This is a genomic window from Psychrobacter aquimaris (assembly GCF_016107525.1).
Classification (GTDB): domain Bacteria; phylum Pseudomonadota; class Gammaproteobacteria; order Pseudomonadales; family Moraxellaceae; genus Psychrobacter; species Psychrobacter aquimaris.
This window is the reverse complement of the sequence record NZ_JABASR010000009.1, coordinates 82344-104050: the sequence shown is the minus strand read 5'-3', so window position 1 is coordinate 104050 and position 21707 is coordinate 82344. Positions and strand designations below refer to the sequence as shown.

At 42.6% G+C, this 21707-nt stretch carries 22 protein-coding genes; 6 read left to right on the top strand and 16 right to left on the bottom strand.

Going from position 1 to position 21707, the window contains the following annotated elements:
- Positions 1–15: 15 nt before the first annotated feature.
- The 3 genes from trmD to rpsP form a co-directional block, all read right to left on the bottom strand.
- Positions 16–780 carry a tRNA (guanosine(37)-N1)-methyltransferase TrmD gene (gene trmD / locus JFC10_RS09540; RefSeq protein WP_198332631.1) on the bottom strand — a complete coding sequence of 255 codons (765 nt, stop codon included), beginning with the start codon at positions 778–780 and terminating at the stop codon, positions 16–18.
- A gap of 87 nt (positions 781–867) precedes the next feature.
- Positions 868–1401, bottom strand: a complete 534-nt coding sequence (gene rimM, locus JFC10_RS09535) for a ribosome maturation factor RimM (RefSeq protein ID WP_193011422.1) — start codon at positions 1399–1401, stop codon at positions 868–870.
- A 185-nt stretch (positions 1402–1586) separates the two neighbouring features.
- On the bottom strand, positions 1587–1856 hold the full coding sequence (rpsP, locus tag JFC10_RS09530; protein WP_193011423.1) for a 30S ribosomal protein S16: 270 nt from the start codon (positions 1854–1856) through the stop codon (positions 1587–1589).
- Between the two features lie 456 nt (positions 1857–2312).
- On the opposite strand from rpsP, the gene JFC10_RS09525 reads away from it, so the two are divergent.
- Complete coding sequence (locus tag JFC10_RS09525; protein ID WP_198332630.1) at positions 2313–3791, top strand: ATP-binding protein; 1479 nt, start codon at positions 2313–2315, stop codon at positions 3789–3791.
- Between the two features lie 76 nt (positions 3792–3867).
- On the opposite strand, the gene JFC10_RS09520 is transcribed toward JFC10_RS09525, so the two are convergent.
- The 13 genes from JFC10_RS09520 to JFC10_RS09460 form a co-directional block, all read right to left on the bottom strand.
- On the bottom strand, positions 3868–4047 hold the full coding sequence (locus tag JFC10_RS09520; RefSeq protein WP_193011425.1) for a hypothetical protein: 180 nt from the start codon (positions 4045–4047) through the stop codon (positions 3868–3870).
- Between the two features lie 190 nt (positions 4048–4237).
- Positions 4238–5926, bottom strand: coding sequence for an ATP-binding protein (locus tag JFC10_RS09515; protein WP_193011426.1), 1689 nt, complete (start codon positions 5924–5926; stop codon positions 4238–4240).
- 315 nt (positions 5927–6241) lie between these two features.
- The gene (locus JFC10_RS09510; protein ID WP_045445894.1) at positions 6242–6958 is read right to left on the bottom strand and encodes a response regulator; all 717 of its coding nucleotides are present in this window, start codon (positions 6956–6958) and stop codon (positions 6242–6244) included.
- A gap of 640 nt (positions 6959–7598) precedes the next feature.
- On the bottom strand, positions 7599–8015 hold the full coding sequence (locus JFC10_RS09505) for a F0F1 ATP synthase subunit epsilon (RefSeq protein ID WP_021812807.1): 417 nt from the start codon (positions 8013–8015) through the stop codon (positions 7599–7601).
- A 104-nt stretch (positions 8016–8119) separates the two neighbouring features.
- Positions 8120–9553 (bottom strand): F0F1 ATP synthase subunit beta, encoded by a 1434-nt coding sequence (atpD, locus tag JFC10_RS09500; protein ID WP_193011427.1) that lies wholly within the window; start codon positions 9551–9553, stop codon positions 8120–8122.
- Between the two features lie 38 nt (positions 9554–9591).
- Entirely contained in the window at positions 9592–10473 is an 882-nt protein-coding gene (atpG, locus tag JFC10_RS09495; protein WP_198332629.1) for a F0F1 ATP synthase subunit gamma, read from the bottom strand.
- Positions 10474–10688: 215 nt separating this feature from the next.
- Positions 10689–12233 carry a F0F1 ATP synthase subunit alpha gene (gene atpA / locus JFC10_RS09490; RefSeq protein ID WP_045445880.1) on the bottom strand — a complete coding sequence of 515 codons (1545 nt, stop codon included), beginning with the start codon at positions 12231–12233 and terminating at the stop codon, positions 10689–10691.
- A gap of 93 nt (positions 12234–12326) precedes the next feature.
- On the bottom strand, positions 12327–12950 hold the full coding sequence (locus JFC10_RS09485) for a F0F1 ATP synthase subunit delta (RefSeq protein WP_198332628.1): 624 nt from the start codon (positions 12948–12950) through the stop codon (positions 12327–12329).
- 13 nt (positions 12951–12963) lie between these two features.
- Entirely contained in the window at positions 12964–13434 is a 471-nt protein-coding gene (locus JFC10_RS09480) for a F0F1 ATP synthase subunit B (protein ID WP_193011430.1), read from the bottom strand.
- A 117-nt stretch (positions 13435–13551) separates the two neighbouring features.
- Complete coding sequence (atpE, locus tag JFC10_RS09475) at positions 13552–13800, bottom strand: F0F1 ATP synthase subunit C (protein ID WP_182407195.1); 249 nt, start codon at positions 13798–13800, stop codon at positions 13552–13554.
- Between the two features lie 33 nt (positions 13801–13833).
- On the bottom strand, positions 13834–14700 hold the full coding sequence (gene atpB, locus JFC10_RS09470) for a F0F1 ATP synthase subunit A (protein ID WP_193011431.1): 867 nt from the start codon (positions 14698–14700) through the stop codon (positions 13834–13836).
- Between the two features lie 684 nt (positions 14701–15384).
- Positions 15385–15795, bottom strand: a complete 411-nt coding sequence (locus JFC10_RS09465; protein WP_227685960.1) for an ATP synthase subunit I — start codon at positions 15793–15795, stop codon at positions 15385–15387.
- 291 nt (positions 15796–16086) lie between these two features.
- The gene (locus JFC10_RS09460) at positions 16087–16887 is read right to left on the bottom strand and encodes a metal ABC transporter solute-binding protein, Zn/Mn family (protein ID WP_227685961.1); all 801 of its coding nucleotides are present in this window, start codon (positions 16885–16887) and stop codon (positions 16087–16089) included.
- A gap of 294 nt (positions 16888–17181) precedes the next feature.
- On the opposite strand from JFC10_RS09460, the gene JFC10_RS09455 reads away from it, so the two are divergent.
- The 5 genes from JFC10_RS09455 (at position 17182) to dksA (ending at position 21608) form a co-directional block, all read left to right on the top strand.
- Positions 17182–17775 carry a Fur family transcriptional regulator gene (locus tag JFC10_RS09455; protein ID WP_198332626.1) on the top strand — a complete coding sequence of 198 codons (594 nt, stop codon included), beginning with the start codon at positions 17182–17184 and terminating at the stop codon, positions 17773–17775.
- Between the two features lie 80 nt (positions 17776–17855).
- On the top strand, positions 17856–18653 hold the full coding sequence (locus JFC10_RS09450; protein WP_198332625.1) for a metal ABC transporter ATP-binding protein: 798 nt from the start codon (positions 17856–17858) through the stop codon (positions 18651–18653).
- 106 nt (positions 18654–18759) lie between these two features.
- A complete protein-coding gene (locus JFC10_RS09445; RefSeq protein WP_198332624.1) occupies positions 18760–19578 on the top strand; it encodes a metal ABC transporter permease in 819 nt (272 codons plus the stop codon).
- 252 nt (positions 19579–19830) lie between these two features.
- Positions 19831–20676: a metallophosphoesterase gene (locus JFC10_RS09440; RefSeq protein ID WP_198332623.1), complete on the top strand. Its 846-nt coding sequence runs from the start codon at positions 19831–19833 to the stop codon at positions 20674–20676.
- A 494-nt stretch (positions 20677–21170) separates the two neighbouring features.
- Entirely contained in the window at positions 21171–21608 is a 438-nt protein-coding gene (gene dksA / locus JFC10_RS09435; RefSeq protein ID WP_193011437.1) for an RNA polymerase-binding protein DksA, read from the top strand.
- Positions 21609–21707: the final 99 nt, after the last annotated feature.

Below are 21707 nucleotides of genomic sequence, written 5' to 3'. Positions count from 1 at the left end.
TAATCGCTATCAAGGTTATTTCTTATCGGCTTTTGCCAGTGCCTTTAGCCACTTTGCCTGCTCTATCGTTGGCGTGAACGCTTGCCATAAGTCTGGACGACGCGTTTGCGTACGACTGACTTGCTGACTAAAGCGCCACTTGGCGATATTGGCATGGTGACCTGATAATAACACCTCAGGAACTGCCATACCCGCAAACTCATGCGGCTTGGTATAGTGTGGACAATCAAGCAAGCCATCGACGAACGAGTCTTGCTCAGCTGACTTGTCATCACCCATAATATCAGGCAAACGACGTATCACACTATCCATCAGCACCATTGCTGGTAGCTCACCACCGGTAAGTACGTAATCACCAAGCGATATTTCCATGTCGACATATTGCGACAGTAAGCGCTCATCAATGCCTTCGTAACGACCACATAATATAATCATGCCGTCATACTCAGTCATATCGACCACACTACTTTCACTCAGCGTCTGTCCTTGTGGCGACATATAAATCACCGGACAGTGCGCTTTGTCGACACGGCAGCCGTGCTGATTCGCTCGCAGGCGCGCATCCTCAATCGCTTGGGATAATGGCTCAGCCATCATCACCATGCCAGGACCGCCACCATACGGACGCTCATCAATACGGCGATAATTATCACTGGTAAAATCACGCGGATTAATGCATTCAATCGTCACTTGTTTCTGAGTGACTGCTCGACCCGTGATTCCAAACTCACGAATCGTGGCAAACATCTCAGGAAAAATACTAATAACGGCAAAATACATCTGATGTCTACTTGCACAATGGCTAATAATGGTTAAATAAATCGGTATGACTATCAACGACACTTAACAATGAAGCCAGGCCTTATATCAATAATCACTCGGCCATGCCACCAGCACTGTTTTTTCAGTCATCTTGACCTGCACTACAGTTTGCTTATGCCATGGAATCAGACGCTCTTCTTTATCTAAGCTGTCTGAGGTTGCCTTAACCCGCATGATAGCGTGGGCACCCGTCTCAAACATCTCGATAATGTCGCCTAGATACTCATCCTGCTCATTAATAACGCGCAGACTGACCAAATCCGACCAATAATATTCGTCTTCAGCTGTTTCAGGCAAAACGTTTTGTTCGACCCAAACGGTAACCCCGTTCATGGTCTCAGCAACATTACGATCAGGAACTTGCTCAAATTGAGCCACAATTCCTGTTCCTTGCTCACGCCAAGCTTTCACAGTCAAAGGTTTCATGCCAGTGGCAGTTTTCATCCACCATGGCTGCATGTCGAATATCGCCGTACGATCATCTGTGTCACTAAATACCCAAAGCCAACCTTTAATACCATAAGGCTTTTTAAGCTGACCAATTTTCATAAGGGCACTAGCGTTTGGAACAGATGACATAACGGCTAACCTAACAATGATTAAAACAGCGATTGTAAATATATTTCAATCAAAAGCGATGAACGCAATCAAAAGCTATAAACAGTTAATGGCGTACCTAGTTAGACCAGTTACGCTATGTTTTTTACTAAAGTCTATTGAGACTGCCTATAGACGAGCTATCAGCGTCTCAGTGACCACAAAACTTAAGCAGTTGCTTCAGTTTGCGCGATAGACTTGTTAAAAGCTTTTGCCAATGAAGCAACGCGATCTGAAGGTTGTGCACCTTTTGCGATCCACGCATTGTACGCTTCCATATTTAGGCGTACTGCTTCTTCAGACTCTTTAGCGAGTGGGTTAAAAAAGCCGATGTTTTCAATATAGCGACCGTCACGCGCGCGGCGTTGATCAGCAACAACTACTTGATAAAATGGGCGTTTCTTGGCACCGCCCCGTGCTAAACGAATAACAACCATGTGAATTCTCTCTTTCGCAGGTATACCAAAAAGGGCATAATTATATCACAGTCTTGACTTATTGAAAACATAAACTGTGCTTATTTAATTATTTATTAACAATAGCTTAAATGCCTATCGATGTAAAATAAAATTGATCATAGCGACTGGTTTTTAACTGAGGATACCGACTCTACATCATGTTCAAATTGCTCAGTGCTATATTACTCAGTGCTATATTGGTGCAAATTTGAGTATTCAATTGTTGCCTACTGTTTTAAAGCCATCCGTGTCATTCATTGATTATGCTACTCTATAAGATGATCAGCGAGTGAATGACGCCATTGCCTACCCAATCGCTAAAGAATAATGAACCTCATGCTGCTCATAAATATGACACGTTATTTTTGAACGAAATTTAAAGGCACTACCTTTATACTAAACTTAATAAAACATCTTTCAATATGTTGGATTCATATGACCACACCAAAATCGCAACCACGTCGCAAAGGGCGGTTCACTCGCTCTTACTCTAACACTTGGCTGACAACCTTGATGGTTTCTTTCATTGTTCTTATCAGTGTTAGCTTGTCGATCCTGTTTTTTTGGCGCAGTCTTTATTTACCCGAGCTTAAAAACCATGCGCGTTACTTGACGAGCGAGCTGCAGTTGATGAATAGTGTGAACAAAGACTGGAAAAATCGCCCTGAAGTACGCCAATGGATTTATCAACACTCGCATGTCGTGGTAGTGAATAACCCTAATGACTTTCCAGAAGTGTCTGACAAGGCCTTTGTCGGTGTCTTCACCGATGTATTACAACGCGAAATCGGTGCGCAATTGGGTCGACCTGTCGAGGTGTATTTTAAATTTAAACCGACACCGCAGCTTTGGGTGCAAGACAGCCGTGATGACAGTTTTTGGATTCGTGAACCGGTGGTTTATTATTCACAATACAGTCCAGGGTTGTTGGTGCTGTTCCTCATTGGATTACCTATTTTATCGCTGCTGACCATTATTTTATTAGCGCGGCAATTAAATCGTCCGCTACGATATTTACAGCGTGCCGCAACCAATTATATTCGCTTGGGTCATGCCACCACGTTGCCAACACAAAAAGGACCTACGGAGATACGTCAGGTCAACATGGCATTCAATCGTTTATTCACGACTTTAAATCAAGCACAAAAAGAGCGTACGATTATGCTCGCTGGTATCTCGCATGATCTGCGTACACCCTTGACTCGTATGCGTTTGACCGCTGAGATGCTACCTGACGACTTTTTCCGAGAAGGGTTAATTTACGATATTGAAGACATGGATGCCATTCTAGAGCAGTTTATCTCGTTCATGAAAGATGGCTCCGATGAGCCAGTCAGCCTGACCAATTTGGATACCATCTTTAATGAGATTATGGTCCAATTTGCGCCAATGGAGTTCATCTACCAATCGGAGTGTCACAAAGTGGTCCCTGTGCGCCCCATGTCTATCAAACGCCTTGTTATCAATTTGGTCAATAATGCCAAGCGTTATGGCAAACCGCCCATTTACCTGTCAGCGACTGTTGTGCCAACCTTTATGGAAACCGTTGAGGATGAAGATAGCGATGTCGTCAGTGAAAATGTCGTTAATAGAGAAGCACAAGAACAATTGCTAATATGTGTACGTGACTGTGGTGATGGGGTTGCAGAAGATCAGTTAGAACGTATTATGCAGCCTTTTGAACGTGGAGAGACAGCGCGTACCACCCAAGGCAGTGGTTTAGGTCTAGCGATTGTAGACCGTATCGCCAGATTGCATCATGGTACGGTCGAAGCCATTAACCATCCCGACGGTGGTCTACAAGTATGCGTGCGTATTCCTCTAATTTCCAAGGTTGCTGGAGATACGACTGTCGCAGCCGATACAGAAAAAATGCCTGTCTCTGATAATACGACATGGCGTAAAGAAGACTGATAGCGGCTGAATGGTCCACCACTAAAGCCAACAAATGGTCAAAACAATTCGCTGCGACCATTTGGGTTTATAACACCTAGTCTCTCGTTCCAATGATGGGTGGAATATGTTTGGCACTATTCGTAAACGCTAATGGCTGAGTAATATTTTCTTGCGCTGCTATTAACGTTTGTGTCGTCGATGGCTGCTGCAAGAATAAATAATAACCCAACGTTATTGCATTTAACACCACCAAGCCACCAAATAAATATGGCATCCCTTGCCCTCCTTTACCTTTAGGTTACTTTTAAAAAACCACTTCAAACCATTACCAATCATAAATTAGTCGATGATTCTACCTAGGGTGTGTCCTCATTTTAAAAATGAGCAAATTTATCTGTCACACACTGCTTAATTTATACGGCTGTTTTTATATTAAAAAATAACGGCAATCTTGTGCAGTTGCATCAGTTACCGTCAAAATCACGCTCGCCTTTTTCTTGAGTCAGTTCATCAGCAGCCAGAATTTGTGTCAGTGGTTTGATAGGCCACGTCATGACAAATCGTGCCCCACCAAGCTCTCGGCTCTCATCTACTTTCATACTACCATTAAACCAAAAGGCAATGCGCGATACAATAGACAAGCCTAAACCATAGCCACCTGAGGCTCGCGTGCGACTGTCATCTAAGCGTGAAAATGGAATAAATACTTTTTCGCGATCTGCTTCTGGAATACCATGACCATCATCCTCAACACTAACAAAAGCATTGCCTTTTTTGACGCCAGCACTAATGATGATTGTGGTCTCTGCATAACGCAAGGCGTTGCCCGCAAGGTTCTGAATCACACGGTGTAAATAACGTCTATCTGCGACAGCGGTTACTTTAGCATTCGGCAGCTTTGTCACTATTTTGATAGGCTTACCTAGGGCATTGGTTTCACGCTCAATCTGCTCCAGTAACTCTCTAAGATTGACGGGTTCTAAATCCAGCTTTGGTGAACCCTCTTCTAGTTTGGCATAAGTCAAAATCTCATCAATCAAACCATTAAGCGCTTCGATATCTTCATCAATAAAATCACGTTGCATAAAACGCGAGTCTTCGTCATCCGTATCCGCCAGCATATCAACCGCAAAACGAATGCGAGCCACCGGTGTGCGAAGCTCATGTGACACCGCTCGCGTTAATTCTCGCTGAGACTCAATGAGGCGCTTGATATGAGCAGTCATGGCATTAAAAGTCGCGGCTAAGCGGGCAATTTCATCCTGCCCAATTACTTGAACTTGACTTTCAAGATTGCCTTTACTCACTTCATTGACACCGACCTGAATCAACTGCAGCTTACGCTCAAGTGGGAAAATCAGTGCATACACGCCTAAGCTGATTAAAAACATACTGATAAGAATCATACTAATAATCAGATTAAGCGGAAACCAATTGAATAATGGCACAGGACCAATCAATATCGCCATGTCATTGATTTCAGAAGGCACTATCACCCTAATGGCCGAATTACTTTTGCTGGTATTCGTATCTTGTAAGGAAATAACCACTTCATCACGGCGTAATCGTGCAAGCTGATCGCTATCCAAATTCAGCGTATTGACAGCTTTAAACTCTAACGGAAAGGAAAACTCTTTTTCCAGTTCAGCCAAACGAGCACGCTTGTCAGATAACGTCATATAGTAAGACAAATCGTCCAATAAAAACACAGCGATTGCCCGTACTTGCTGTTCGGTCACTTCCGATATTCTGGCAGTCAAAACGCTTTGATTGTCCGGTAGACGATAATAAACATCGGCATAGACAGGTTGTTCGACATAACGAACGACCGTATTGCCATTTTCAAAACGTCGCAGTTCACTGGCATTAAAGTCCACTTCATCAATAGGTAAAACTCTGAATTCTGAGCCAAATAAACTACTGGCATCAGACAACCAATATTCACGCTGCTCTTCACTTTCCTGATGAGCAATGCCTTCACTCACCAGATGAAAAGCCCCAGTTGCCATGTTTTCACGATAGGATTGGACGCGCTCTTTATTGATGGTCTCCATCAACAGCTGAGCAAACAATGCCACACACAAACAGACTATGAGTAGCCCAGCATAAATACGAACAAAAATACTGTGTTTTAAAGAAGAGACTAATGACATACGTGCCGTAACCAACTTAATGAATAAAAACTGCTGATATCATTCAGCAGACAAGCGCTGCGTGATAAATGATATCAAACACTATTGAATAAAAAACCATTCTGGCTGCTGTATTTTGACTTATGACTGACCATCACCTACAAATCCATTTACATCGTGTGTATTTGGCCAGCACCCGAAATAATTGCTTAATTAAACCACATAACGCTGTATTTAAGTTCAAAAATTAAAATTTAGCCACAAAAAAACCAGCATCATTGCTGGTTTCTTTGGTCACGCTGATGAGCAATAAGCCGTTGCCGGAGCAAAACTGACTTAGTTACCTTCTTTTACGAACAAATACCCTTTACTACGAACGGTTTTGATACGTTTTGGATTTTCTGGATCATCACCGATTTTTGGACGAATGCGTGAGATACGAACGTCAATTGAACGATCCTGACCATCATATTCGATACCACGTAGACGCTCAAAGATATCTTCACGCGATAAGATACGACCAGCATTAGAAGCAAGCAACCATAATAAGTCATATTCAGCACTGGTGAAATCAACCAACTCATCACCTAAATTCACTGAACGACCACCGTTATCAATGACCAGTTCACCAAATTCTAGGCGCTGTGGCACATCTTCTGATGGTGCATTTTCTGAGCGACGTAATAACGCACGAATACGCGCTAGCAAGACACGTGGCTGAGCAGGTTTAGCGACATAATCATCAGCACCCATCTCAAGACCTAGTACCTGATCCATATCCTCAGTACGCGCAGTCAGCATCAAAATAGGATTCTGATAGTGCGGGCGTACTTCACGGCATACCGTCAGTCCGTCGCTACCAGGAAGCATGACATCAAGTACGACCAAATCTGGTTGCTCACTGACGATGCGGCGTATAGCGCGATTGCCATCGGTTTCGATAGCGACTTCTAAACCGTTTTTGACCAAGTAATCTTGAGTCAACATGGCCAGACGCTCATCATCCTCAACAATCAAAATTCGGGGGGTGTTGTCTTCTTCATTCGTTGTCATTGTTATATCCTCTAATACATCTCATTTAAAAGCAGTAAAAGTAAGAGCGGTAAATTAATAGCACCATTAAGTGGCACAATTGATGTTCGTATAGCTGTTACAAACTTGGTAGCACAGTATACTATTAAACAGTCAGCTTCCTATACTATAGCTTATAGTCGTTAACAAAACCTATAAACTACACCCATTAAAACTTTAGTTTGCGTCCAAAAATTATGAGCTTTATACGAATAATAGCAAGTGAAATGTTTTTTACGAACCTTTCCTCACCTAAATATCTACGATTAGATAATCTTAATGCAGCAAATAACGGTAGGATACTTGATTTACTACTCAATACTATCATTCCTATTACGTCTAATATAGCGACATATCATCTTTATCGCTAGTGACTTTTTGATTATTACCCTAATATTGTTTACTATTATTGAATGTATAGTTAGTGGATTTATAGATAATCAATGTTCATATTAAAAAAACTATTTATCGAGATTAAAATTATATTATCGATCACGTATTTAACTCTTGTTGAAAAGCATATGAGATTAAATAATAGACATAAAAAAACAGCCCATCATGGACTGTTTTTTTATGTCTGTGGAAAGAGTCAAAGAGACACCCTAACCTTTTCCACAAAAAATTAAGCGCGGTTTTTGTACTTACGGATAGTCTGTAGCTGTGCCACAGACTCTGCTAATGATGCTAAAGCTGCATTAGTCTGTACAGTATCCGATTGATTGACAAGCATCTGCTCAGCCTTTTTACGTGCTTCGACAATTTTGCTTTCATCAAGGTTATGTGCACGCATAGCTGTATCAGCCAATACGGTAACCATCTTCGGCTGTACTTCTAAGACACCGCCTGATACATAAATCACTTCTTCTTCACCGTTTGGTGTTTGCACTCGCATCGCACCCGGTTTTAACAAAGTAATAAGCGGTGTGTGACCTGGCAATACACCAATCTCGCCTTCGGTACCAGTAGCTATTAACATGCTAATTTCGCCTGAATACAACTCTTCACGAGCACTTACGACGCGACATTGTAACGTTGCCATACTTAACTCCTTACGATCAAAACACAATCAAAACTGCGAGGCGTTACTAACTGGCAAATAGACTCATTATGATCTATCTGCCCTTTAGCAAATGCTAACACAACTTACGCTGCAGTAGATTTCATTTTTTCTGCTTTAGCAACAACTTCATCGATGCCACCAGCCATATAGAACGCTTGCTCTGGTAGGTCATCGTATTCACCAGCGATGATTGCTTTGAAGCTAGCAATGGTATCACGTAGTGGTACATATTTACCAGGTGCGCCAGTAAAGACTTCAGCAACGTGGAATGGCTGTGACAAGAAGCGCTGAATCTTACGCGAACGATAAACGACTAGTTTATCTTCTTCTGATAATTCATCCATACCCAAGATAGCGATGATGTCTTTTAACTCTCGATAGCGCTGCAAAATTTCTTGCACGCCACGAGCAACGTTATAATGCTCTTCACCAATTACTAATGGATCAAGCTGACGTGACGTTGAATCTAGTGGATCAACCGCAGGATAGATACCTTGTGAGGCGATATCACGGCTCAGTACAACGGTTGCATCCAAGTGAGCAAACGTCGTTGCTGGTGATGGATCCGTCAAATCATCCGCAGGGACATATACTGCTTGCACAGAAGTAATAGAACCTGACTGAGTTGAGGTAATACGCTCTTGTAGCATACCCATCTCTTCAGCAAGTGTTGGCTGATAACCAACCGCTGATGGCATACGACCAAGTAGTGCTGATACTTCCGTACCGGCTAGTGTATAACGATAGATGTTATCAACAAACAGCAATACGTCACGACCTTTGCCAGTAGCAGGATCTTTGGTATCACGGAAGTACTCAGCCATAGTCAAACCAGACAACGCAACACGCAAGCGGTTACCCGGTGGCTCATTCATCTGACCGTATACCATCGCAACTTTAGATTTGCTAAAGTCTTCAGTGTTTACAACGCCCGCTTCTTGCATTTCGTGATAGAAATCGTTACCTTCACGCGTACGCTCACCAACGCCAGCAAATACTGACAAACCTTCATGTTTTAGAGCGATGTTATTGATCAGCTCCATCATGTTAACGGTTTTACCAACACCAGCACCACCAAATAGACCAACTTTACCACCTTTAGCAAACGGGCAAAGTAGATCAATAACTTTAATACCAGTTTCTAACAGCTCAGTGCTGTTTGACTGATCTGCGTAGCTTGGCGCTTCACGGTGGATAGACCACTTTTCGTCAGCAACAACAGGACCTTCTTCATCGATAGGACGACCAAGAACATCCATAATGCGACCAAGCGTACCGATACCAACAGGTACAGCAATAGGTGCACCGGTGTTAGTCACTGTTAAGTTACGTTTTAGGCCTTCAGTTGAACCCATTGCGATAGTACGGACGATGCCATCACCCAGTTGTTGCTGTACTTCTAGGGTGGTTTCGGTACCGTCTACTTGCAAGGCATCATAAATCTGAGGAACTTCACTACGGTTGAACTCAACGTCAAGAACCGCGCCAATAATCTGTACAATACGACCGCTACTCATTGCGTTCTCCTTGAACTTCTATATATAGGTGTAGTCAATTATGAAACAGCAGCAGCACCGCCAACGATTTCCGAGATTTCTCGGGTAATCGCCGCTTGACGCAGCTTGTTATAAACCAACTGTAAATCGTTAATTAGGTCACCAGCATTATCTGTCGCCGCTTTCATTGCAACCATACGTGAGGACTGCTCAGAGGCAATGTTTTCCATTACCGCTTGATAGACAATCGACTCAATATAACGGCCAAGCAACTCATCAATCAATGTTTTGATATCAGGCTCGTAGATATAATCCCAGCTAAGCTCTGTTTGAATGCCGCTCTCTTCTTCACCAAACGCACTGTCTGGTAAAGGCACCAACTGATTGACAGTTGGCTTTTGGGTCATAGCGTTCACAAACTTATTATAAACCACGTAGATGCGGTCTATTTTACCGTTAGTATAATCATCAAGCATCGCTTGAACCGGTGCGTTTATCTGCTCAAACGTCGGCTTATCACCATAGTCAGTTACTGCAGACGTTACGCTACCACCAAAGTTTTTAAAAAAGCTAACGCCTTTGGCGCCGATAACGGCAAATTCAGCTTGTACAGATTGATCTTGATATTGCTGGATACTCTTAGATAAAGCTTTGAATAAGTTAATATTCAAACCACCCGCCAGACCGCGATCAGAGGTAATGACAATATAGCCAACCTTATTGACTGGACGCGAGACCATATACGGATGTTTATAGTCTGATGAGGCATGCACCAAATGTGAAATAACCCGGCGCATACTATCAGCATACGGGCGACCCACTTCCATGCGCTCTTGGGCACGGCGCATTTTACTTGCCGCAACCATTTGCATAGCACGAGTAATTTTTTGGGTGCTTTTAATACTGGTGACTTTGGCACGTATCTCTTTTAAGCTTGCCATAATGATTCCAATATAAGAGGGTTAAAAAGCATTGGCGCATGCGACAATTATTTAATATATAGCATCAATCTAACAGATTAATATTTTATATTTTGTGCATGACGCGATCTAATACCGTCAATGGTTAAAACAGTGGCGCAAGTATCTAATTAGACAACGCGCCACTTTATTAGCTATCAAAGACAGCCATAACCAATTCGGCTTAACCCGTTAAATTAATAACTGTGATTTTGTTTAAAGGTCTCTAAAGATGACTTTAAACGACCTGCGATATCATCATTGTAATTCGCAGTATCATCAATCTCACGCATCAATTCACTTTGCTCATCATGCATATAGCGTAAGTAAGCTTCTTCAAAAGAACCGATTTTTTCAACAGGAACGTCCGCTAAAAAGCCTTCATTCGATGCATAGATAACTGCGGCTTGCTCAGAGATAGACATTGGCTGATACTGCTTCTGCTTCATCAATTCTGTCACACGCTCACCATGATCAAGCTGTTCGCGCGTTGCGTCATCAAGGTCTGATGCAAACTGAGCAAAGGCGGCCAATTCACGATACTGAGCTAGTGCAGTACGGATACCACCGGATAGCTTTTTAATGATCTTAGTCTGAGCAGCACCACCAACACGAGATACCGAGATACCAGCGTTAACTGCTGGACGGATACCTGAGTTAAATAGGCTTGATTCTAAGAAGATCTGACCATCGGTGATTGAAATTACGTTAGTCGGTACGAATGCAGATACGTCACCAGCTTGGGTTTCAATAATAGGTAAGGCGGTCAATGAACCGGTTTTACCAACTACTTCACCATTGGTGAATTTTTCTACGTACGCCGCGTTTACGCGTGATGCACGCTCAAGTAAACGTGAGTGTAAATAGAATACATCACCAGGATACGCTTCACGACCTGGCGGACGACGTAGCAATAGTGAAATTTGACGATAAGCAACGGCTTGTTTTGATAAGTCATCAAATACGATCAATGCATCTTCGCCGCGGTCACGGAAGTATTCACCCATCGTACAACCTGAGTACGGTGCGATGTACTGTAGTGCTGCTGGCTCTGATGCTGAAGCAACCACAACCGTGGTATATTCTAGGGCACCAGTTTGCTCAAGCTTGCGTACGACGTTTGCAATGGTAGAACGTTTCTGACCGATTGCGACGTATACACACTTGATACCAGATGATTTCTGCGCGATGATCGCATCGATCGCCATAGCAGTTTTACCCGTCTGACGGTCACCAATGATAAGCTCACGTTGACCACGACCGATTGGAATCATGGTATCAACGGCTTTATAGCCTGTCATTACTGGCTGATCTACTGACTGACGATCAATAACGCCTGGGGCGATTTTTTCGACTTTGTCAGTCATTTTGGCATCAATAGGACCTTTGCCATCAATAGGATTTCCCAAGGCGTCAACAACACGGCCTAGCAGCTCAGGACCTACTGGTACTTCAAGAATACGACCAGTACAATAGGCTTTTTGACCTTCTTGCAGCTTTAGGTAATCACCAAGTACTACCGCGCCGACAGAATCACGCTCTAAGTTAAGCGCCATTCCATAGATTTCGCCTTCAAACTCAATCATTTCGCCGTACATGGCATCTTCAAGACCATGAATCTGCACGATACCGTCAGATACTTTGACAATCGTGCCTTCATTCTTTGCAGTTGCACCCGCATCAAGGTCTTGAATACGCTGCTTAATCAGGTTACTGATTTCCGCTGGATTCAATTGTTGCATTGCCTTGTTTCCTTTAATTTATGATAACCCGCCCACTGACTTAAATGCTCTTACTATCACACAGTTCATATATGACTGCGCCGGTAAATGGCATTAGGCAGTTAGCTGTGTTTTTAACTGTTGTAACTTGCCGCGCATCGAATCATCAATGATTTTGTCACCGACTTTGATGGTAGCGCCTGCCAATAGACTTGGATCGACCGATTCATGAATCACCACACTAGCATTTAGCGATTCGGCAAGACGCATTTGAAGCATTTCACGCTGGGCGTCGGTCAATGGATAGGCAGAGGTCACGTAAGCGTCAAGCTGCTTTAAGCTTATTGCCTTGTGGCGGCGATAATGCTCATAAACTTCAGGAAGCAGCGCTAGACGCTCTTGCTGCGCCAACTGCTTAATAAAATTATTGAGCGCTGGTGACACTTTAGGATAGCTAATACTATTACCATAACGAGAGCCTTTGCTCTCGCCTAGTAGCTGTTTAAAAGCAGAGTCGCTATCACCAGCCACTTGTGAGTCATAAAGATCAACCAAAGCAGCTGACTTATGCTCAGCCGTTACGGCTGGATTTTCTAGCCATGTACGGAACGCTTTGTCATTGACAATTGCACTGGCGACAAACAAGAAATTTTCCCATTCGTTTACGGCCCCGTTTTCGTTGGCATAGTCAAACGCGGCTCTAGCGTAGGGTCGTGCTAAGGTTGATAAGTCAGCCATTATATCCTCACAGTTACAGCTTTGCCGCCAGTTGGTCTAACATACTGGCATGTTTTTGCACATCGACTTTGTCTTGCAAAATCTTTTCTGCACCAAGTACAGCCAGTTCAGCAACTTGGGCACGTAATGATTCACGCGCTTGATTGATTTCTTGGTCGATAGACGCTTGCGCTTGTTGACGAATGCGCTCGCCTTCCACTTGGGCCTGCAATTTTGCATCTTCGACAAGCTGGTTGGCACTCTTGTTCGCTTGCTCGATTAGGGCAGCAGCTTTGGTCTTTGCAAGATCAAGCTCCTGCTGCACATCTTGCTCCGCGGTCGCCAAATCTGCTTTTGCTTTCTCTGCGGCATTCAGGCCTTCAGCAATTTTACGCTGACGCTCATTGATGGCACCAATAAGTGGTGGCCACACGAATTTCATGCAAAAAACCACAAATATTGCAAAAGCAATGGCTTGACCGACGAGGGTAAAATTGATATTCACGTGATCACCTCTTTGTTAATGAAAAATCAGTTTCATTGATCATGTTTGGCAGTCAAATCTTGACTATATTTGATAGAGAATCCTTGAGTACCAAACATTTACAACTGAGCTTTCGGATTAACCTGCTAGAGGGTTAGCGAATAACAATAGCATAGCAATACCAACACCGATCATCGGAATAGCATCAAGAAGACCTGCTACGATGAACATACGAGTTTGCAATTGTGAGCCAAGTTCTGGCTGACGCGCAACGCCTTCTAAGAACTTGCCACCTAGAATAGCAAAACCAATACCTGTGCCAAGTGCGCCAAGACCGATAAGTATTGCTACTGCGATAACTGTGTAACCACCTAATACTGGATCCATTGATGTATCCTCATTTACCTATTGAATGTCTAATTAATGTTCAGTTGATGATGCAAGCGACATGTAAACTATCGTCAGCATCATAAATACGAACGCTTGAAGTGTAATAATTAAGATGTGGAAGATAGCCCACGGTACCGATAACGCCCATTGAATCCAAAACGGCATTAGAGCAATCAGTATGAAAATCAATTCCCCAGCATACATGTTACCGAATAGACGCAAACCAAGTGATACAGGTTTAGCAATCAAAGTAACGGCTTCTAAAATGAAGTTAATGGGAATTAAAATAGCTTGCATGATTGGGTTTTTGGCACTAAATGGATGCAGTGTTAGCTCACCAATAAAGCCACCTAAACCTTTTTCTTTAATACTATAAAAGATAATCAGCGCAAAGACAGAGAACGACATGCCAAGCGTGATATTAGGATCGGTCGTTGGAACAATCTTGAAGAACACATGATGTGGATCATGACCCATCATAGCGCCAACTTGCCCTGCAAGACTTGGAATAAAGTCAATAGGCAACAGATCCATCAAGTTCATCAAGAAGATCCACACAAAAATAGTCAACGCCAGCGGCGCAATCAGTTTTGAGGTACCACTGTAAGAATCACGAACGTTGTTATCAACAAACTCAACGATCAACTCAACCGCTGCCTGAGTTTTGCCTGGCACGCCTGAAGTGACTTTTTTGGCAACCATCCAAAAGATGGTACAAAACAGGATACCCAGACCAACTGACCATAGCATAGAGTCAAGATGGATAGCTTTAAAGCCCATTAACCCTGCTTCTTCAGCAGTATAGGCAACTTTCCAGCCTTCACCCGGCAAATAGCCGTACGTCCAATTCGTTAAGTGGTGAGAGATATATTCTGATGATGTTTGCTCGGATGCCATAATGTAAGCTTCTTATTAATCAACGATTTAATCAACTACCAAAAATATGGTTGTCATCTGATGGGATTTAGCGTTTCTATTTGTCTTGCAGCTAAGCAAATAAATAAACCATACTAAAACACCCATGTAACCAACAACATCCAACCCATAGTTCTATTACTAATGCGCGATTTGATAGTGAAAGATAAATTTTAGCTATCAAAAAAGGGCTTATGATGAATCAGTAATAGCCCTTGCATATGTACGCAAAATTATTATATCTGTGTTTACTTACTGCCGCGTCTCCGCGATCGACGCTTAATACAGCGTGCGTAAGCAAAATATTTAGCTGCCTATCTTAATGCAGCGTTGTATTCGTGTAAAGTCAATTATGACTTTTTTATCCGCGGTATGAATAAGTTAGCGACTATTAACGTTTACTAACATAGCTTTGCGTAATTAATTAAATTGTAAGAATTTAATTAGAGACGATACTAAGAGCTGACTTACATCAACTTTATCATCACGCGCTATGCATATCTTAAACGCTCATATCACAGTCTTTATGATCATTGGCGCTGTCTTTAGACAGTTTTGTATGTTTTGACTTTATCATGAAACCAGTCATAGAGAAGCTGGACGGCAGGGTGACTTGCCTCGCGCTATCAATCATCTAACTATTGATATAGTTATCATCTATTAACGCTAGCGTATGTGCCACAACATCCAACTGTGACTAATTTGCATTACCATAAAACCGATAAACAGCGCAGGCGCAGATAGGGGTTGTACGGTAATAAAAATTAGTGCGAAACCAAACACAGTCAATAGCCATTTGGCCATTTGACCTCGATATAGCTGGCTAACAATATGTTGGCGCGCGCGATATCCAGTGTACCAAAAGATAAAAAAAGCAAATACGGCCTGCGTAGCAAAACTGAGTAGCGCACCAATAGCGGCACTTTTTGCGACAGTAAGCTCACTATGTAGCCAGCTAACATCTAAAATCCAAGCAATAACAGTAAGGATAAATAATATCCACGCTTGACGTTTGATGTATATGCCAATTTTATCTTTTTGTGTGCGTTTGGCAGGCTTGGTCATCGGTAATGTCATCCTATAGCCTTACAGCATTGGGATAAGGTAGCATACTTGCGCCACTTTTATCCGTGAACGGCTCACTCTATAGGTGTTACCTTTTAACCAAAATAAAACGCAACTCATTATAAGGAGCATACGACCGTTAAGCAAGTAAAATATACCTTTTATCAGTAACCTAGCTGAATCACTCATAGATCCCATATTTACTGGTCAATTGATAGCCGTTAAAACACGAATACATAATGGCTTCTCAAGCGTTGCAAGCCATTATAGTTAATCAATTATCCTAATAATTAATCAGTTATCCTACGATATACATTGATAGATTTGCTGTGCCATCGTCTGCCAGCCACTCACAAAGTCTTTGCTATTGCTCATATCTTCAGGTTGTACGGTGGTTTTGACAGGCTGTAACTTAGCGAGTAGACCTTTAGCTGGTTGGCTTGGGCTAACCAAACACATTTGCTTGGCTGGACGCTGCTCATTAAGCCAGCGTATTTGGCTTGCTTTTGGGGCCAGATGATGATCTGTGCTAAGGCTACCGATAAGTTTTAAATTCAAGCTATCTTCAATATACTGATAGGCATCATGATATGCCCAGTAAGGACGTGTTTTATTATTTTGGACAGAGTTTTGCTTAAACGCCGCCACATTTTTATCTAATTGCTGTGCAAAATTTTTCGCATTAGTTTGATAGAGATCTTTGTATTTTGGATTGGCATGACTATGAATCACAGCGAGCGCACGAGTAATAGCTTTGGCATTTTCAGGATCTAGCCATATATGTGGATCCAAGGTACCAGCGATCGGCTTGCCTTTGACATCACGTAGCGGATGGCGATTAAAAGCATCAAATTCAAATAAGGCAATCGCATTGGGTGCGGTATTAAGGCTTGCTGCCAAGTTATTTTCTAGTGGCTCACCAAACCACACGACAAACTTACTGTCTTGAATGGCTTTAATATCGCCCGGGCTAATACTGCCATGATGACCAACCTCCCCTGCCTGTAATAGTTGCTTGGCAGGTGGTGCACCTTCAGTCACTGCCTGACTCAATAAAAACAGCGGATAGTTACTCACGCTGACTGTTGCCGCTTGTGCACTCACAGTAGAGACGCCTAACGCAACTATGCCCGTAATAAGCCATCGCTGTAGTATAATGCTTGAGCATAAAAAATATTTGAAAACTGAGTTCATAATAGATTCTTTAATGTATGAATAATAAAAATATAAGTGAAAATATTTCAACGTTATCGCCGTTATCGCCGTTGTCTCTGAGTGATCACCAAGGCATCAATAAATAAACCAAGATCACTTATCTGCTTTAATTTTTATTATGTTATACTATAACAATATAAAATACTATAATAACAGTACCATTTTTTTGTAGGAGCTTGCACCATGTCCACCAGTTTATCAGTCTGCGAACATTTACATGATGTGCAGGACTTTACGCCACATGACGTGACAGAGCGCCTAATGGCAGCAAAAGAACAATGTCGCCTGAACGGTGCACGCTTTACCCCATTGCGCCAGCAAATATATCAATTGGTATTGGCAGCCAATAAACCTATCGGTGCATATGATTTGATCACGCAATTGCAACAAATGCGCTTATCAGAGCCTAATAATAATGATGACAGCATCGAAGCACTTAGCTCGCAACAGCCTCCGACGAAAGCGCCATCTAAAGCGCTCACTTCAAAAAAACAAGCGCCAAAAAATGTCGCGCCACCCACTGTCTATCGGAGTCTTGAGTTTTTATTGAGTGAAGGCTTGATACATCAATTGACCTCTATCAATGCTTATGTGCCCTGCTGTCACCCACGCGCCCAGCATACCGCAGCATTTTTAATCTGTAGTCAATGTCAGCGTGTACAAGAATGTAGCAGTGTGCCCGTACAGGAGATGATGAGTTTTGCTGAGCAAGACGTTGGATTTATCGTGAAACGCAGTGTGATTGAGCTAAGTGGTCGTTGCCAAGCGTGCCAGTAACACGCCCTAACCACTGAAGCGTAAGTCTTTATCATCCATTTTTTATTTGTATTACCCATTCACCTATTAGTTGTCATACTATGAGCCTGTCTACCTCACCGTCTAATCAACCGAACTTTTCCGCTGTTGATGGCAATACCATTAATAATGCGAGTAAACTGCTGAGCCTAAGCAATATCAGCTACGATATTGGGCATCAACGCTTACTCTCACATATTGATATCGACATTGCGGTTAATGAAACAGTCAGTCTTATTGGACCAAATGGCGCTGGTAAGTCAACGTTGGTTAAACTTATTTTAGGGTTGATTGAGCCAACTAAAGGGCACATTCACTCTCATCAGAAGTTACAGCTTGGCTATGTGCCGCAGCGCTTTACTGTACCACCGATATTGCCATTACGAGTCTGCGATTTATTGGCACAAGCAGATAAAAGGCGCTTAACGTCTGAGCAGCGTCACTTTATCTTTGATAATTTGTCATTGACACACTTACTATCGCGACAAATGCTGCACCTGTCAGGTGGTGAGACACAAAGGGTCTTGCTCGCGCGAGCATTGTTAGACAAACCTAACTTATTAATTTTAGATGAGCCGATGCAAGGACTGGACCCTGATACTGAGGTTTGGCTCTATCAGTTTATTGATGAGCTGCCGGAGTTTTTGCGTTGTGCCATGCTGGTGGTATCGCATGATTTGCACTGGGTAATGAAAGGCAGTCGACGCGTGATTTGTCTTAATAAACATATTTGCTGTGAGGGACAACCAAGCGAGCTTGCCATTAGTAGTGAATTTCAAAAGCTATTTGGGCATCATTATGAGCAGCCTTATGTGCATCAACCGCATGCCTGTGAGCATCACGCCCCAAGCGAACTATAATCATTACGGCGCGTTGAACATTCACAAATATAAAACATATTGAAGCTTGATGCATCAAATACACATCAAGCGTTGAGCTTTATAAAAACTTTTACGGATATTTATTATGACTGCTTGGTTAGCCATCATTGCCCCCGCTTGGATCGCTGGCAGTATTTTAGCGCTACTATCAGCGCCTCTAGGTTGCTTAGTCTTGTGGCGACGTATGGCCTTTTTTGCTGATGCTTTAGCACATGGTACCTTGCTTGGTGTGGCATTAGCAGTATGGTGGCAATTACCCATGGGCATTGGCATTGCACTGGTCAGCGTCATGGTGGTGCTAGGGCTAGTATTGATTGACGATGAGCGCTTGCCTGTCGATGCGGTTTTGGCCGTCGTGGCGGTGTCCTTGTTATGCTTAGGTTTATTGGCTTTGACCCAGTTAACTGACCAACAAGCAAACGTGCTGGGATTTTTATTTGGTAATTTGCTGGAGCTTGATTGGGCCGACTTACCCTTACTTGCTGGTAGCGTGCTGGTAGGACTCGGTCTACTCATGTATATATGGCCTGCACAAATAAAGCTTGCCACTCATGAAGCACTGGCACGCATTCAGGGTATTAATCCGACACGCCAGCGGCTGTTCTTTATGGGCGTATTGGCGGGATTTTGTGCAATTGCCCTGCAAGCAGTTGGTAGTTTACTAATCAGCGGTTTATTGGTATTACCAGCACTAACGGCACGTTTATGGTCATCATCGCCAAAACAAATGGTCATTATATCGCTACTGATCGCACAGCTTGGCGTGACTTTAGGCGTTTGGGGAAGCATTTGGCTAGATATTCAGACAGGACTTTCTATTGTATTGATATTAGCCATTTTATTTTTTATCGCGCTGATTTTTTCAAAGCTCAGCACTGCAAAAATTTGGTCAGCGCGTCGCTAGACACATTATGGTACACATAAAGCCACTGGGTTTTTTTATCCTCTTATCCAACTTTATTTCATCAATATGATAGAGCTTTCATTTACTTTATGTTATAAACTTGCCCTAATACCATCGACATGCTAGTGGCGTCAAGCCAAGAAACATATTGGTCAGACCAAAATCAATTAGTCTACTCGATGCAGGGCATACTTTTATCTATCATTCGTTTTAACAGCATCAATTGTTTCGATTCGATGAGGGACTGACCCAATGCTAAGCTATCCTGTTAATAAAATTAGCACACCAGATGAACAGTTAACCATACTACAAATCACAGATTTGCATTTATCAACGCCCGTCTCCTCTAGTGCTGATGGCGATACTAACAATAGCGAAGCCAATGTGTGTCAGCAATGCTTTGAAACAGTACTACAGCAAGCATTGAGTAGCGACATTCGCTGCGATTTGATTATCGTGACTGGCGACTTAGTTAATGAGGTGAAACCCGCTATTTACGATCATATTTTTGAGGTATTGCAAGCGACCAATATTCCTTTTGCTTGTATCGCGGGCAATCATGATGTGACGGATGAGATAGGTAGTGACTTGCCATTCTTTGAGCGCGAACTGATTGCTCAACCTACCGACCCGCGCTTGCTAAGCAGGCATGTCATTGAAACTGATCGTTGGCAGCTGCTGCTATTAGATTCATCCATCACGGGTAAAGTCGCCGGCGAAATAACGCCTACCGATATTGACTGGTTATGCGAAAGACTCGGTGACTGTGATAAGCCTGCGCTGATCGCCCTACACCATCATGTCATTCCCGTAGACTCTGACTGGATCGACACGCATATGGCAGAGAATAGTGAGGCCTTTTGGCAGAACCTGTTAGGGTTTGACCATCTCAAGGTCATTATCAGTGGTCATACGCACCAAGAGCAAGTCCGCTATCGTCAAGGAGTCACAGTCTATAGCACACCATCTACTTGTTACCAGTTCAAGCCTTATGAAAATGACTTTTCCTATGATAAAAGCGCCCTGCCCGGTTACCGTTGGTTGCAATTAGCCAACAATGGAAAGGTTGCAAGCTGGGTAGAAAGACTGGATACTTGACGCCCAGATTTATTGGTACCAATAAGGATGTTAGCCCTTATATCTCAAGCTATTGACTGATATTTCTTGGTTCAGAATATAATGACTGGCACGGTAAAAACGACATCATTATGAAAAATCACTTCATTATTATTAGAAACAATGATACAACTTATAAAATAAAACGAGGACTACCTAATATCTGATATTAGGCAGAATTATAATAGCTAGGATGGCTAAATTGACCACAAGCTAAGTGTTCACAGTCAGTAATTTGTCGCATTATTAAGACAACGCTATTTAAATAAAAATATGCATAACCATATACCTGACCATTAATAGTTTGCTGTAAGCATATTAAGATAACTGTACTATTAGATCCGCTGTGTTACTTGTGTTACCAAGTGGTAAAACGTTTTATAAAGGGACAAATTATAGCGTTTATGACATTGATAGCGTCTTGTCTTTTGATACGTCGTTTTATTGAATTAATTTGAAAAAAGTAGGATACCCATATGAGCACCCTGACCACGAATCCAAGTGAAGCTAAGTTTACTCCTTATGTGCCTGCCAAAGACGAAGAGTACATGTCTGATGCGCAGTTAGAACACTTTAAGGCTATTTTATTGGATTGGAAAAGCCAACTGATTGGCGAAGCGGATCGCACCAAGACTTATATTCAAGATGAGTCCAGTGCTATGCCAGATATCAATGATCGCGCCACCCAAGAAGAAGAGTTTGCCCTCGCATTGCGTACGCGTGACCGCGAACGTAAACTCATTCGCAAAATTGATAAGTCTATGGCAGAAATCGAAAACGATGATTATGGATTTTGTGAGACTTGCGGGGTAGAGATTGGTCTGCGTCGTCTCGAAGCACGCCCAACGGCCACCCAGTGTATCGATTGTAAAACACTGTCTGAGATTAAAGAGCGTCAAAATCAAGGCGCTTAAACGAGTTACGACTCATCTCAATATTAGAATGTAAGCATAGGCGATCATATTATGGTCGCTTGTTGCGTTTTAAATGTCTGGTTTTTAGTCAATGCATCA